The sequence below is a fragment of the Cellulomonas sp. URHD0024 genome, from assembly GCF_000426185.1.
Lineage (GTDB): Bacteria > Actinomycetota > Actinomycetes > Actinomycetales > Cellulomonadaceae > Cellulomonas.
Genome location: NZ_AUEW01000008.1, coordinates 173473 through 186398 on the forward strand (window position 1 = coordinate 173473; position 12926 = coordinate 186398).

General features: G+C 70.7%; 16 protein-coding genes. 3 read left to right on the forward strand and 13 right to left on the reverse strand.

What is annotated here, in order from left to right:
- Window positions 1–186 precede the first annotated feature (186 nt).
- The 6 genes from I847_RS23020 to I847_RS0109960 all read right to left on the reverse strand — a co-directional run bounded on the left by I847_RS23020 (window position 187) and on the right by I847_RS0109960 (window position 6769).
- Complete coding sequence (locus I847_RS23020) at window positions 187–1173, reverse strand: discoidin domain-containing protein (protein WP_196804526.1); 987 nt, start codon at window positions 1171–1173, stop codon at window positions 187–189.
- 192 nt (window positions 1174–1365) lie between these two features.
- Entirely contained in the window at window positions 1366–2085 is a 720-nt protein-coding gene (locus tag I847_RS0109940; protein WP_028049571.1) for an MBL fold metallo-hydrolase, read from the reverse strand.
- Between the two features lie 141 nt (window positions 2086–2226).
- Window positions 2227–3141, reverse strand: coding sequence for a pseudouridine synthase (locus I847_RS0109945; RefSeq protein ID WP_028049572.1), 915 nt, complete (start codon window positions 3139–3141; stop codon window positions 2227–2229).
- A gap of 165 nt (window positions 3142–3306) precedes the next feature.
- Window positions 3307–3555 (reverse strand): hypothetical protein, encoded by a 249-nt coding sequence (locus I847_RS27080; protein WP_028049573.1) that lies wholly within the window; start codon window positions 3553–3555, stop codon window positions 3307–3309.
- Window positions 3556–3712: 157 nt separating this feature from the next.
- Window positions 3713–5089 (reverse strand): hypothetical protein, encoded by a 1377-nt coding sequence (locus I847_RS25610; RefSeq protein WP_051274720.1) that lies wholly within the window; start codon window positions 5087–5089, stop codon window positions 3713–3715.
- A 66-nt stretch (window positions 5090–5155) separates the two neighbouring features.
- Window positions 5156–6769 (reverse strand): FAD-dependent oxidoreductase, encoded by a 1614-nt coding sequence (locus I847_RS0109960; RefSeq protein ID WP_028049574.1) that lies wholly within the window; start codon window positions 6767–6769, stop codon window positions 5156–5158.
- Between the two features lie 101 nt (window positions 6770–6870).
- Between I847_RS0109960 and I847_RS0109965 the strand changes: the two genes are divergently transcribed.
- Window positions 6871–7344 (forward strand): hypothetical protein, encoded by a 474-nt coding sequence (locus I847_RS0109965; protein WP_028049575.1) that lies wholly within the window; start codon window positions 6871–6873, stop codon window positions 7342–7344.
- Between the two features lie 44 nt (window positions 7345–7388).
- Complete coding sequence (locus I847_RS25615) at window positions 7389–7835, forward strand: GNAT family N-acetyltransferase (protein ID WP_051274722.1); 447 nt, start codon at window positions 7389–7391, stop codon at window positions 7833–7835.
- Window positions 7836–7874: 39 nt separating this feature from the next.
- Here I847_RS25615 and I847_RS0109975 read toward each other — a convergent pair whose 3' ends face one another.
- From I847_RS0109975 to I847_RS0110000, 7 genes are all read right to left on the reverse strand, one after another.
- Window positions 7875–8177 (reverse strand): hypothetical protein, encoded by a 303-nt coding sequence (locus tag I847_RS0109975; RefSeq protein ID WP_231384161.1) that lies wholly within the window; start codon window positions 8175–8177, stop codon window positions 7875–7877.
- 103 nt (window positions 8178–8280) lie between these two features.
- A complete protein-coding gene (locus I847_RS26705) occupies window positions 8281–8523 on the reverse strand; it encodes a hypothetical protein (protein ID WP_155856096.1) in 243 nt (80 codons plus the stop codon).
- A 207-nt stretch (window positions 8524–8730) separates the two neighbouring features.
- Window positions 8731–9027, reverse strand: coding sequence for a hypothetical protein (locus tag I847_RS0109980; RefSeq protein WP_155856097.1), 297 nt, complete (start codon window positions 9025–9027; stop codon window positions 8731–8733).
- A gap of 11 nt (window positions 9028–9038) precedes the next feature.
- Window positions 9039–10352 (reverse strand): putative T7SS-secreted protein, encoded by a 1314-nt coding sequence (locus tag I847_RS25620; RefSeq protein ID WP_155856098.1) that lies wholly within the window; start codon window positions 10350–10352, stop codon window positions 9039–9041.
- Window positions 10352–10723: a hypothetical protein gene (locus tag I847_RS0109990; protein WP_028049579.1), complete on the reverse strand. Its 372-nt coding sequence runs from the start codon at window positions 10721–10723 to the stop codon at window positions 10352–10354. Before I847_RS0109990 ends, I847_RS25620 begins: the two co-directional genes overlap by 1 nt.
- A gap of 145 nt (window positions 10724–10868) precedes the next feature.
- A complete protein-coding gene (locus tag I847_RS0109995) occupies window positions 10869–11684 on the reverse strand; it encodes an MBL fold metallo-hydrolase (protein WP_028049580.1) in 816 nt (271 codons plus the stop codon).
- Complete coding sequence (locus I847_RS0110000; RefSeq protein ID WP_028049581.1) at window positions 11684–12274, reverse strand: dihydrofolate reductase family protein; 591 nt, start codon at window positions 12272–12274, stop codon at window positions 11684–11686. Before I847_RS0110000 ends, I847_RS0109995 begins: the two co-directional genes overlap by 1 nt.
- 72 nt (window positions 12275–12346) lie before the next feature.
- On the opposite strand from I847_RS0110000, the gene I847_RS0110005 reads away from it, so the two are divergent.
- Window positions 12347–12847 (forward strand): helix-turn-helix domain-containing protein, encoded by a 501-nt coding sequence (locus I847_RS0110005; RefSeq protein ID WP_028049582.1) that lies wholly within the window; start codon window positions 12347–12349, stop codon window positions 12845–12847.
- Window positions 12848–12926 lie beyond the last annotated feature (79 nt).

Below are 12926 nucleotides of genomic sequence, written 5' to 3' on the forward strand. Positions count from 1 at the left end.
GCTCGCCGGCGCCGCTCGCCGCGGTGTGAGGCGGACCGGGCCCCGGTGGGACGCGACGTTGTGGAGCAGCGTCTCGGCCTGCACGCGGTGGAGGCATCGTCGATGGCGATCGGTCGGGTCACGGACATCCCAGCACTCGCGTCCGGCAGTACCGGAGCACCAGCGACGAAAGACGAGCGGGCTCCGTCACGGGGTGGGCGGCGGCGGCGGGAACCGCAGTCCGTACACCTCGAAGTCGAACAGGGAGACGCCGTACGAGGTGGCCCGCGCCGTCGTCGTGAGGCGGACGTAGCGTCCAGACCACCCGCCGACGAGCGTCTGGGTTCCCCCGGAGCTCGGCTCGACGTGCGTCGCCTGATGCCACGCCACGCCGTCGTCGGACACGTCGAGGGTGTAGGCCGAAGCCCAGGCGGCCTCCCACCGCAGCACGACCGAGTCGATCGTCTCGATCCGCCCGAGGTCGACCTGGATCCACTGCGGGTCGCTCCACAGGCTGGCCCAGCGACTGGTGGGGTCGGCGTCCGTCGCGTTCGACGCACGGAAGTTGGGCCCCTCCTCCGAGGAGGCAGTCGTCACCGCCCCACGGGACAGCAGCACCCGCACCGGCTGCGGCGGGAAGCCGAACACCTCGAACTCCCACAGCGAGACGCCCCACTGGGTTGCCTTCCCGAGCGTCGCCAGCCGCACGTACCGGCCGGCGATCCCGGCGAACGAGAAGCTCTGCTTGGCCGACGACGACGCGCCGGGGTAGGCGATGGTGCGGAAGTTCACGCCGTCGTCGGAGACGTCGATGGAGTACACCGTCGCGTAGGCCGCCTCCCAGGTGAGGTCGACCCGGCTGATCTCCCTCTTGTGGAGGAGGTCGACGGTGAGCCACTGCTTGTCCGTGTCGAAGGCGCTGGACCACCGGGTCGAGAGGTTGCCGTCGGTCGCGTTCTTCGCCGCGTAGGCCGGACCTTCGACGGACGAGGCGGTCGTCGGCATACCGCGGGAGAGCAACGGCGCGGGCGGCGGGCTGAGTGCCGGGGCGGCGGCGGCGGGGACGACGACCAGGGCCGCACCGAGCGCGACGACAGCCAGCAGGGCGCGGGCTCGGCGGACGGGGCCCCGCGTGTCGGGGGCGGTCGGGCCGGCGGTCGGCGCGGACGGCGGCACGAGCGTGAAAACGGTCATGGTGTCCCCTGGGTCGTCGTCGTTGACGGGCATCGGTACGGCAGAGCTACGCCTCGGCGGCGACCCGCAGGTCCAGCGGCGAAGGCTGATAGAGCGCTCTATGGCCAGGACAGCGTCCCACCCGACCTCCCGTCAACAGCCGTCGGACGAAGACCGCCCTTTGGGGCAGCTCCGTCGGTCGTGAGCGCGTCGTCAGGCTCCGGCGGCTGCCGCCCGCACCCGACGGACCACCTCGGCCGTTCCGCCGTCCCACGGCGACCCGTGCCCGGGCAGGACCCAGCGAACGCCCAGACCGGCGAGACGATCGAGCGACGCGAGAGCTGTTGCCGGGTCGTCGGTGAACGGCGCCGGCGCCGGGCCCGTGGCGCCCGTGAGGACGTGCCGGGTGGTCAGTCCGTCGCCGACGAAGACGGCGTCGACGGCGGGCACGTGCACGGCGATGCTGCCCGGGGAGTGACCCGGCAGGGCGATCACCCGCGGGGACCCCGGCAGGTCGAGGACGTCGCCGTCGTCCACGTCGACGACCTCACCGAGGTAGTGCGTCCTGAGGCCACCCTTGCGCATCACGTACGCGAGGAAGCGGCCGGTCGCACCCAGCCGGATCCGGCCCCAGGACGGCGAGGTCTTCTTCTCACCTCGGGCACGGGCGGCGTCCGCCCGGCCGACGAACACCGGGACTTGGCGCGCCCTCCGCAGCCGTTCGGCGAACCCGACGTGGTCGCTGTCGCCGTGCGTCAGGACGATCCCGCGCACGTCGCCGAGCGACCTCCCGAGCGAGGAGAGCTCGGCCTCGAGATCCTTCGCGTGCCCCGGCAGCCCTGCGTCGACGAGGGTGATGCCCTGATCCGTGACGACGAGATAGCAGGCGACGATGTCGTTGCCGAGGCGGTGCAGTCCTGGCGCCAGCTGCATGGGGTTCTCCCGACTCAGGGTGACGCCGGTGGACCGCGCGCCATGTGTGGCATTCTCGCGAAGCCGGTGGCGAAGACGCGACCGCAGCGATCGTCGGCACAGTGGACCTCCGGTCGCGCGTCTGTACGTCGCCGAGCACGGTTAGGCGGCGGTCAGGGGGATCCGGCGGATGCTGTGGAACCGCCGGGGAGTGCCGTCGACCGGGTCGTCGAAGGCGAGCTTCCCGGCCAGCAGCTGCAGCGGCCTGCTGAAGTCGTCGACCGCGACGTCCTGCACCTGCGGGTAGAGCGGATCGTCGACGATCGGGATGCCGAGACCGCACAGGTGCACGCGCAGCTGATGGGTGCGCCCGGTGCGGGGCGTCAGGCGGTAGACCCCGAGATCACCCACCGTGGACTCGAGCTCGACGAGCGTCTCTGCGTTGACGGGGGCGTCCGGCACGACCTCGGCCTGCCAGGATCCGCGCTCCTTGCGCAGGTGGTTGCGGACCACGACCGGGAACGTCAGGTCCTCGCGCAGCGGCGCCAGGGCCCAGTACGTCTTGTGCACCGCGCGGTGCTCGAACAGGGTCTGGTACGGCCCGCGCCAGCGGGACTCGGTGGCGAGCATCAGCAGCCCGGATGTGACCCGGTCCAGCCGGTGCAGCGGCGACAGCTCCGGCAGCTCCAGCTCGGCGCGCAGGCGGACGACGACGCTCTGCATCACGTGCCGCCCGCGCGGGATGGAGGACAGGAAGGCCGGCTTGTCGACGACCACCAGGCGCTCGTCGCGGTGCACGACGTGGATCGGCTCGGTGACCTCCGGCTCGTCGCGCAGGTCACGGTGGAACCACACGAACCGGTGCGGGGCGAAGGGGTCCTCGGCGCGCACGGCCCGGCCGTCCTCGTCGACGAAGCACTGCCGCTCCAGCATGTCGGCGACGTCGACGTAGTCGGGCAGCCGGTGCGTGAGCCAGTCGCCCATCGTCGGCGAGACCAGGGCGTGGGACCGGTCGGGGGTGCGCAACCACGCGGCGCTCAGGCCGTTCCGTGCCGGCAACGGCGATCTCGGGGGCACCACCCCGATGCTACGGGGCCCGCCAGGCGCCACGACCCTCGGTCGGTCGCCACGGTTGCCGCGCCGGGATCCATGGCACCCGCTCTGCCGCGGCGGTGCCCGGCAGGGCGACGACCGACTCGTCGTACAGGTGCCACTCCTCGCGGGAGTACGCCTCGGCGGCGATCAGGAGGGTCGTTCCGACGGCTCCGTGGAGCAGGGTCTCGGTGACGAGCCCTGGGAACGGCCCCCCTCGACGGTGGTGTCGTAGACGACCTCGACGGCCTGCACCGGCCCCCGGGCCAGGCCGATCCCGTGGCGCGGCGCAAGCGAACCGACCGCGAGGGCCGGCAGCTGGTGGTCGACGCCGTCGACGAACGACGGTCCGACGTCGGCCGGCGCCTCGAGCTGGTCGCGAGGCGCCGGCTGTCCCACGAGGAGAAGACCGGAAACGGACCGCCGTCCTCCCGGAACACCGCCCACACCGCCGTTTCCGTGACAGCGTCGGTGAACTCCCCGCCCAGCCCGTCGCGTGCGCCGACGTCGCTCGCGGTGGTCACCTGGAACGTGGAACGCCAGTCGCCCGCCGTCGTCACGGTTCTGTGCGATCCAGAGCGCGCCGATAGGACTCGAAGGCGATCGGGTCCCGCTCCGGATCCGGGCGGTTGGCTGGATCTCGCGTTGCTGCGCGAGCCACGCCCCCCAGCACGCGGTCGACAGCGAGGGTGGCGTCCTCGATCGAGAGGGAGAACTCGCGCGCGACGGCCGACTGCAGCTCGGTGCCGGAGACGCCCTGATCGATCAGGGCGCTCGTGAGAGCGACGAGCTCGGGCACGTTGCGACCGACGGGCAGCGAGACGGTCATGTCGTCTGTCCACACCACTGCCTGCTCGGATGCCGCGGCCTGGTCCGCCGCCGGTCGTACACGGGACAGCCAGGAGCTGGCGTCCTCGGCAGCGAGCGGGACGACGTCGACGGTCGCGCGCAGGAGCGGGTAGGCGCGGCCGGCACTCCACCCACGCACGTAGGGCGGCGGGTCGAGCACGATGATGCGTACGCCATCGGTCAGCGGGATCTCGTCGGGCCTACCTTCGTTCCAGATCCACGCCCCCGTCGCGTCGACCAGGTTGAACTGACCGGTGATGCCGCCGGGCGGGGAATGGGCCCCGGAACCGTCGGCCGCCGCCGTCATCGCCGGGGTCGGCGGGTCGGGCAGGACGACATCGCCGCGATCACGTCGCCCGGCGGACAGCAGCGGGATGACGTGTCCCGCGAGCAGCGTGTGAAGCTGGAAGTTGTCAGCGATGCCGCCGATCGTGACCTGGAAGCCGGCGCCAGAGGGACGGTGCAAGACGACCAGACGCTCTCCGTCCAGGACGCGCAGCAGGCCGACCAGCCACGGCGCGACGGCTGGCATCGCGTCCTGCGCCGCAATCGCGGCCGCCAGCAGACGTTCCCTTTGCGGCAGTGCGCGACGGACGTCTGCGCGCTGCGACAGGAACAGGATCGGCTGCACCGACGACTCGGCGTACATCCAGGACAAGGCAACAGCTCGCGGGTCGTCGACTCGGGCGCCTGCGGCTGAGAGGAAGAGCTCCAGCTCGTCGGCACCGCAGGCTGCTCGCTCAGGGACCGGGCCGACCAGCTCTTCGTACGGCGACGCGAACAGCCATGTGCCTTCCAACGCCCGACAGGCCTGCTCGACCAGGGCGTCGAGCACAGGTGTCGGGTCGCCGGCCATGCCGATCAGCGAGCCGATGTACTGCGCGAGCGCCCCGCCCAGCCAGGGCGGCGCCGCGGCGAGCACCGGCGCGAGCAACGCCACGGCGGCGTCGAGCTCGTGCTGCGTCGCTTGGCGGGACTCGTCAGCCAGCCGCTGCCCGGCAGCGAAGAACGCGTCATCCTCGCCGTCACGTACCGCGGCCGCCAGGTCGTCGACAAACGGCTTGAGAAACCCGGGAGACGCCACGGCGGGATCGTACAGCTCGGCTCTGCACGACAGTCTTCGCGCCGGCGCTGCCGTGGCCTCGAGCCCTCAGACGCGTGCCGACCCGAGCGCCAGGTACTGGTGGACGAACGCGATCGCCATGCCGCCCTCACCGACCCCGGCCGCGACGCGCTTGACCGAGCCGGACCGCACGTCGCCCGCCGCGAAGATCCCGGGCGCGGTCGTCTCGAGCGCGAACGGGGCCCTGGGCGGAGTCCATCCCCCGCCACGCAACGCGTCGGCCCCCGTGAGCACGTAGCCGTTCTCGTCGCGCGCGACCTCGTCGGGAAGCCACGACGTGACCGCGTCCGCGCCGATCATCACGAACAGGACCTCGATCTCCCGCGCGTCCACAGCTCCGGTCCGGCGGTCGACCACGTCGATCTGCTCAAGCCCGTCGACACCGCGCAGTGCGACGACCTCGGACCGGGTCTCGACCGTGATGCGTCGATGGGACGCGATCTGGTCGATCAGGTAGGTCGACATGCTCGCCTCGAGCGACTCGCCCCGCACCACGAGCGTCACCGACCGCGCGTACCTGGCGAAGAACAGCGCCGCCTGGCCCGCCGAGTTGCCGGCCCCGATGATGACGACGTCCTTGCCGTGCGCCAGCCCGGAGTCGCTGCGCGCCGCCCCGTAGTACACGCCCTTGCCGACGAAGCGGTCGATCCCGTCGATCGCGACGTGCCGCCACTCGACGCCGGACGCGAGCACGACGACGTGCGCGACGACCGCCGTGCCGTCGTCGAGCACGAGCGTTCCGGCTGCGGGCTCGATCGCGTGGATCGACCTCGTGACGACGATCTCCGCGCCCAGCCGCTGCGCCTGCCGCAACGCCTTGCTCGCCAGCTCGTCGCCCGACACTCCGAACGGGAAGCCCGTGTAGTTCTCGATGCGGGTCGAGGTGCCGGCCTGACCGCCCGGCGCGAACTTCTCGACGACGAGCGTGTGCAGCCCTTCGGCCGCACCGTTGACGGCGGCCGTCAGCCCGGTCGGGCCGCCACCGACGATCACCACGTCGTACTCGTCGCGAGACGGGACCACCGACAGTCCGCCCGCGAGCGCGATCTCGCGCATCGTCGGGTTGTCGAGGACGCGCCCGTCCGGAAGCTCGACGACGGGCGCGTCCTCGGCGCCCTCGACCGTCTCGGACGAGATGCGGTTGCGGTGCAGGAAGGTCCGGATGTCGTGCACACGCGGGTCGGCGAGCCGGCCCCGCACGACCATGTCAGGCGTCGGCTTCTCGGCGGCGATCTCCTTGAGCCCCTCCATGCGGCCCTGCGCCAGCGTGCCCACCGTCGCGACGACCTGTGGCGCCGTCGCCGCCAGCGTGAAGAACGTCCCGACGTCCACCCGCAGGACCCGCGAGGGCTCGATCGCCGCACAGCTCGCCGGCATGTTCATGCTCAGCATCACCGGCACCTCGCCGTACAGCTCGCCCGGCCCCCGCGGACCGATCACCCGCTCGACGCCGTTGATGTTCTTGGTGAGCTCGACCAGGCCTTCGACGACGACGAACAGTGCCCGCTCGTCGCCCTCGTGCACCGCGAACTCGCCCGGGGCCAGTGCGATGTCCTCGACCGACCGGGCCAGCAGGTCGAGCTGCTCAGGCGTGAGGTCCGCGAACAGCGGGATCGCGGTGAGCTCGTCCGGACGGATCACGTGACCTCTTCGTCGTGCAGCGGGTCGTCGATTGTCGCCATCGTCGCAGACCACCCGGCCGTGCGCGGCGGTGTCGCCCGGCACTCCCTACGCTTCCTCCCGTGAGTCACCGATCAGCCGAGGAGCCTCAGGACGCTCCGTTCCTGGCCGCACGCGACCGCGCGGCAGCCCGCAACCACGGGATCCTGGCGGGCCGGTACGTCCTGGCGGACGGCGAGCTGTTGCCGCGCGCGTGGGGCTCGCACAACCCCGCGGGGATGGAAGTCGTGGTCCCTGCGGACTACCCCGGCGCCGCGCGCGACGGCAGCGGGCGCTGGTGCGTCCTGCTCCCTCACGACCGCGTCCTCGCCCAGGTCCTGTACGAGACGCACGCGCGGCACATCGGTGGCGCCACCCTGGAGCTCCGGGACGCGAACGACGTGGGCGACGTCCGCGTGATCTGGTGGCGCGGCCTGAACGCCGACGCCGCCCGGACGATCCCGTCCCGGTTCGTCTGGGAGAAGAACGACGACTACTACTACGGGACGGTCCAATGGGACGACCTGAGCGACGTCCGACTCGTCTTCCGACGCTGATCCCCGTTCGGCACGGTCCTGCCCGACGGGAGCACGATGGTGTCGTGACGACGGCGAGACGACTCACCCCGGGTGACGAACAGCTGGCCCTCGACATGTTCGCGGTCATGGTCGCCGCGTTCGGCGAAACACCCGAGCCCCTGAGCGACGAGTACGTCCAGCAGCTGCTGGCCTCCCGCTCCTTCTGGGCGGTCGCGGCCTTCGAGGGCGACCGCGTGGTCGGCGGGATCACCGCGCACACGATCCCCATGACCCGGTCCCACTCAGCGGAGCTCTTCGTCTACGACCTCGCCGTCCACGAGGACTCCCGCCGGCACGGCATCGGCGCCTTGCTCGTCGACACGCTCCGCGCTCTGGCTGCGGACGCGGGCATCACGGTCGTCTTCGTCCCGGCCGACGCGGACGACGACGACGCGCTCGCGTTCTACCGGTCGCAGCGGTGCGAGGAGTCCCCCGTCAGCATCTTCACGTGGGACGCCGCGAGCGACTGAGCGCGGTGGGCGACGGGACCGCGATAGGACGCCGGCGTCTCATCGGACCATCCCGGCAAGCTCGTCCATCTGGGCGATGAACGAGTCCCGGTACGCCTCGTCGGCCGCGATCGCACGCGCGACCGCCGGCAGCTGCCCGATCAGGGCGAGCAGCTCCGCCCGCTGGCTCTCCGGGAGGTCGTCGACTCCGAGGAACCCCACGTTGGCGTCGAACCGCTCGCGCAGGTACGCCGCGAGGCCGGGATCCGTCGCGCGGCTCGCCAGGGCGTCAAGGACCCAGAAGTAGGCGGACGAGTTCGAGTGCCACTCGCGACCGTCCGGAAGAAACATGCTGCCCGACACGACTACTCACCCTCCCCGGAAGACCCGGCCGGCACCGGCGGTCCGGCGCGGGACGGCCGGGTCCGGACCTCTTCGGCGGGCAGCGGGACGACGTCGGCCGTGGTCACGAGAACACCGAGGCATTCTCGGGCCGTTCGCCGGTGCGTTCATGGTGCAGCGCAGCTCGGCCAGCGACACGCGCCGCTCCACCAGGGCGGTCATCGCGACCTTCCATGAACCAAGCACTGGGATCCATGATCGGGATCACGAGCACTCCTCGGGCAGGGTCCGCCTCGTTCAACCCGTAGTCATAGCGGACATGGGTCGAGTCAAGCGAGAGCCGGCGGCCGAACGCCATGAACGCCATCAGAAGTGTTCCTCCCAGTTCGCGAGACTGTTCGCGCAAGTGCGCGCCTAGCGCTAAGTGGCATGGGGATGGGCCTGCATGGAGACCGACGACGAAGCGCTCCATTGAGGTTGGTCGAACAGGAACACCTTGCCAGCCATCACTCACCTGCGATCGCTCGGCCACCCATGTCGAGCACGTAGCGCTGGCTACCTCCGGTACGACTCGTCATGTCGACTCGACGAGCTGAACTAGCTCGGTTAGGCGCGTCGCGATGGGTTCGCGGGCTGGGGTATCCGGGAGCTGAGCGAGCGCGGTCTGCGGCAGCGCCGCGATCAGCGCGACAAGTTCGCGCCGCTGATCAGGCGTGAACTCGTCGAACATCAGCATGCCGACGTTGAACTCCGAGATCTCCCGGAGCTGCTTCGCCACATCGTCGTCCGTGACCTGTTCCGCGAGCCTGTCTACGACCCAGTAGAAGACGGACGACTTGTCGCTCCAACGCGCCTGGTCAGACACGAACACCGTGCCACCCATTAGTCACCCACAATCAGTATTCGATCGCCGAACTGTTCGACGAACTGCTTCACCATCGCCCGCTGCTCAGCGGAGAACTGTGCCACGTCGACCGGGACGACATCGGCCTTCTCGAGGTGATCTTGGATTCGTCCCTCAAAACGAGGCCACCTGCGTTCCACGAACTCCCCGGGAAAGTTCCCAATGGCGTCGTACGTCTTCCCTGTCGTCAGGTCGATCCAGTCATACGAGGCTGGAGGCTTCCCTCGAACGAGGTCAAGACCATACTGATCGATGAGGCGGGTCGCCGTCTGATACTCGCCCGGGCGGAATTGGGCGACCGCGTGGTCGTAGCCGAGGTCGTACTCGGGCGTGCCTTCCGCCGGCTTCTCAGGCCACTTCCTCAAGACTCGTTCTACAAGGGCTCGCTCGTCCCAGGTGGTCGCTCCCAGCGACTCGGCCGTTGCAAGCCCGTCAGCGACGCGCAGACCGCGCCCGACCTTCGTCGCGACGCCGGCGCCACCCACTGCGGCCAGGGCGATGTCGGGGCTCAAGGCACCCCACCACTGCGCGGGTCGGTCCTTCAGGGTCTGCCAGTCGGACAGCTGGATGGCCGCGCTGAACGGGTCGGAGGTCACGCTGTCCCAGGCGTTCGCGGATCCGGTGATCCTGTTCGAGACGTCGCCGCGGTAGCCGACCGGGTCGGTCGCCGCGCGCAGGAAGTGGAAGCGCCACAGCACGTCGAGCATCCCGGTGACCCACGAGCCGACCCCGCTGAGGAAGTCTCCCGAATGCCAGCGGCCGTCGGGCAGGCGGTCGTCGAGCTCAGCGAGGACCGCTGCTGCTGCCCGTGCCGATTCGCCGGCGTGGTGCTGGGCGGAGGCGAGCACCTCCTCGCCCGCCCACCGGTAGGTCGCGCCGGGATCCGTGTCGAACGTCGCGCCGAGACCGACGGGAGGCAGTCCCGCCGCGGTCCGCAGGTGGCAGCCGTGGGTCCAGAGCGCGACCGCCGTCTGCGCGCGACCTTGAGCCCACTCGACCGCGTCCGCGTGGTGGCGCAGCACGCCAGCCGCGATCGCGTGGGCCGTTCCGGCCGTGTCCAGGAGCGATCCGAGGTCGGAGCGTCGCTGCGCCCACCCCGCCGCCGCGTCGCCGGTCCACGCGGGCGCGGACGCGCGGCGGACGTCCTCGGCCTGTGACGCCAGGGCACCCGAGCGTTCGGTGAGGACCGCGGCGTCGTCCCGCAGCGCGAGGACCGACCCCGGGACCAGGACCGTCGCGTCGGAGCAGGTCGCCAGGGATGCGCCGAACCCGGTCGACACAGCTCGGAGCATCACGGGACCTGCCACAGGGGTTCGCCACGCAGCCGGGCCTGGACGTCGAGATCGACCTCGTAGTAGGCGTCGGCGGTGCCGCGGAGCTGGTAGCCGGCGTGCTCGACCTCGTCGGCCAGCCCGCGCAGCAGGTACTGGAAGCGGTCGCCCCACGTGTGCGCTGCACCCGCAAGAAACGTCCCGAACCCCGACGCCCCGCCCATCGTCCGACGACGCGCCAGGGCGTCGGTCCGGTCGGCGACGCCGAGCACCTTGTTGGCGGTCACCCGCAGCTCGTCGATGTCGACGACGTATTCGCCCGTCCGCAGCACCGCGATGGGCTCCTGCCGCGCCCGCCGACCGTTTGCCTCCGGCAGCATCAATCCGCTCATCTCAACCCCCCGTCGCAGGCGAGGGTAGTGATCGACGGACACCCGGCGTCCCTGCCCTGTGGATAACCCCCTGCGGGCCAGGGCTACACGCTGCTGTCCGGGAGCACGTTGGGGATGCTCGAGGCGAGGTGGGGTACCGGTCCCGTCAGGACGTTTCTGCGCTCTCGCGGCGCTGGGTGACCTGGTTGGACTGCCAGTCGTGGACGCCGGCCACCCACTCATAGCCGCGCTTCGCGGACGGGCCGATGCGGGGGTCGTCGGGGGCACGGCCGTCGCGCAGAGCCTCGAGGTAGGCGCGGTCCTGGTCGATCCGCACGCGGAGGTCGCCTCCGACCGATCCGTGACCCGGCACGACGACCTCGGCGTCGCCCGCCGCGTCCTCGATCAGCTGCAGTGCGGCGAAGTAGTCCTCGATCGGGTCGGCGGCGGAGAACGCGAGCATCGGGACGAGGACGTCGGAGAGCATGTCGCCGGCGACGAGCACGCCACCCTCCTCGATCAGCAGCGCGGCATGCCCGGCGGCGTGCCCTTGGTGCTCGATGATCCGCACGGCGGGGCCGTTCCACGGGATCCGCACCGTCTCGGCGGGGAGACCGGTGAGGCGGCCGAAGACCTCGTCGACAGGCACCTGCCCGGCGATGTCCTCCGGGATCATCCCGACGACGCCGGCCTGCCAGTCCGGCTCCGACAGCTTCGCCTGGATGAGGGCCGCACAGCGGGCCGTGCCGTAGCGAGGCGGCTCACCGAGACCTACGTGCCAGAGCAGGTGGTCCCAGTGCGGATGCGTCGAGAAGCCTGCGACGACCGGCTCGCGAAGGTCCGTCGCGAGGCAGACCAGCTCGTCGCTGAGCACACCCGGGTCGATCAGCAGGACGCCGGACCCGCCGTGCACGACGACGGTGTTGCTCTTCAGGAACTCGCTCTCGTGGACGAGTACTCCGTCCGCAACCTGCCTCAGCATCAGCCGGCCTCCCTCTCATCGCGGATCGCGTAGTGGCGCATCGTGACGCCCGAGTCGAACGATCGGTGCTCGAGCAGATCGAGCTCGATCGGCAGGTCGTAGTCGTCGAACAGCGACCGACCGAAGCCGAGGATTGCGGGATGGGTGGTCAGCAGCAGCTCGTCGAGCAGCCCCGCGCGGAGCAGCTGGGTGGCGAGCGCCGCCCCGCCGACCCCGATGACGCCATCGGTCTGGGCTTTGAGACGAGCGAGCTGGTCGATCGCGTCGTCCCCGCCGATGATGCGGGTGTCGTGATCGGCACTGGTCCGGGTGCGGGAGACGAGCACCTTGGGCATGGCGGTCCAGATCTCGCCGTACTCACGCAGGAAGTCCGGCAGCGAGGCGTCCTCGCGCGCCCCCGGCCAGAAGTCCTCCATCGTCTCGTAGAAGACCCGGCCGTGGACGATCATCGCGGCCGCCCGGGCCTGAGCGTTGAGCGCCCGGTGCAGCTCCTCGTCGATGCGCAGCCACTCGCCTGCGCCGTCGTCCCCGGGGACCTGCTCGATCCGCAGGTCGAGGGACACGTTCATCGCGTACACGAACCGGCCCATCGTCGCCTCCCTAGTGCTTGCGTTCTGCAAGCACTATATTGACGACGAAGCGGGTGATGTCAAGGAGGAGTCGTGGAACAACGGTCCGGGGGTCCGATCAACGCCGCCGTCGAGGTGCTCGGAGATCGCTGGTCGCTGCTCATCCTGAGCGACGTCATCTTCAACGACCGCCGCCACTTCCGGGCGCTGCTCACCGGATCGGTCGAGGGCATCGCGTCGAACATCCTCGCCGACCGACTCGTCCGCCTCGTCGAGGCGGGAATCCTGACCCGCGGTACCGCCGCGCGGGGACAGCGCGCCCGCTACAGCATCACCGAGGCCGGCGTCCAGACCCTCCCGATCCTCTGTGCGCTCGGCAACTGGGGTCTCGACTGGCGCTCGGGCAGCGACGAGCTCCGGAACCGGCAGCAGGTCATACGCGACGGAGGTCCAGCGTTGGTCGAGGACCTCATGGACGAGCTAAGAGTCCGCCACCTCGACGCACTGCCGAAGTCCGCCGACGGTCCGAGCCTGCTCGAGCGTCTCGGCGCCGCCTCGACAGCCGCCGCGAGCGACAGACCTACAGACCCGTGAGCGCCATTCGCATCCCAGCTCGAGCACGGGTCCTCGCCGCTCTCGGGGTGCGGCTATCGTCGGCTTCTCGACCTGCGAC

Coding starts and splice junctions, on each gene's coding strand:
- I847_RS23020 (WP_196804526.1), bottom strand. CDS start 1,173: ATGACCGTTTTCACGCTCGTGCCGCCGTCCGCGCCGACCGCCGGCCCG.
- I847_RS0109940 (WP_028049571.1), bottom strand. CDS start 2,085: ATGCAGCTGGCGCCAGGACTGCACCGCCTCGGCAACGACATCGTCGCC.
- I847_RS26705 (WP_155856096.1), bottom strand. CDS start 8,523: ATGGCGTTCATGGCGTTCGGCCGCCGGCTCTCGCTTGACTCGACCCAT.
- I847_RS25620 (WP_155856098.1), bottom strand. CDS start 10,352: ATGCTCCGAGCTGTGTCGACCGGGTTCGGCGCATCCCTGGCGACCTGC.
- I847_RS0109990 (WP_028049579.1), bottom strand. CDS start 10,723: ATGAGCGGATTGATGCTGCCGGAGGCAAACGGTCGGCGGGCGCGGCAG.
- I847_RS0109995 (WP_028049580.1), bottom strand. CDS start 11,684: ATGCTGAGGCAGGTTGCGGACGGAGTACTCGTCCACGAGAGCGAGTTC.
- I847_RS0110000 (WP_028049581.1), bottom strand. CDS start 12,274: ATGGGCCGGTTCGTGTACGCGATGAACGTGTCCCTCGACCTGCGGATC.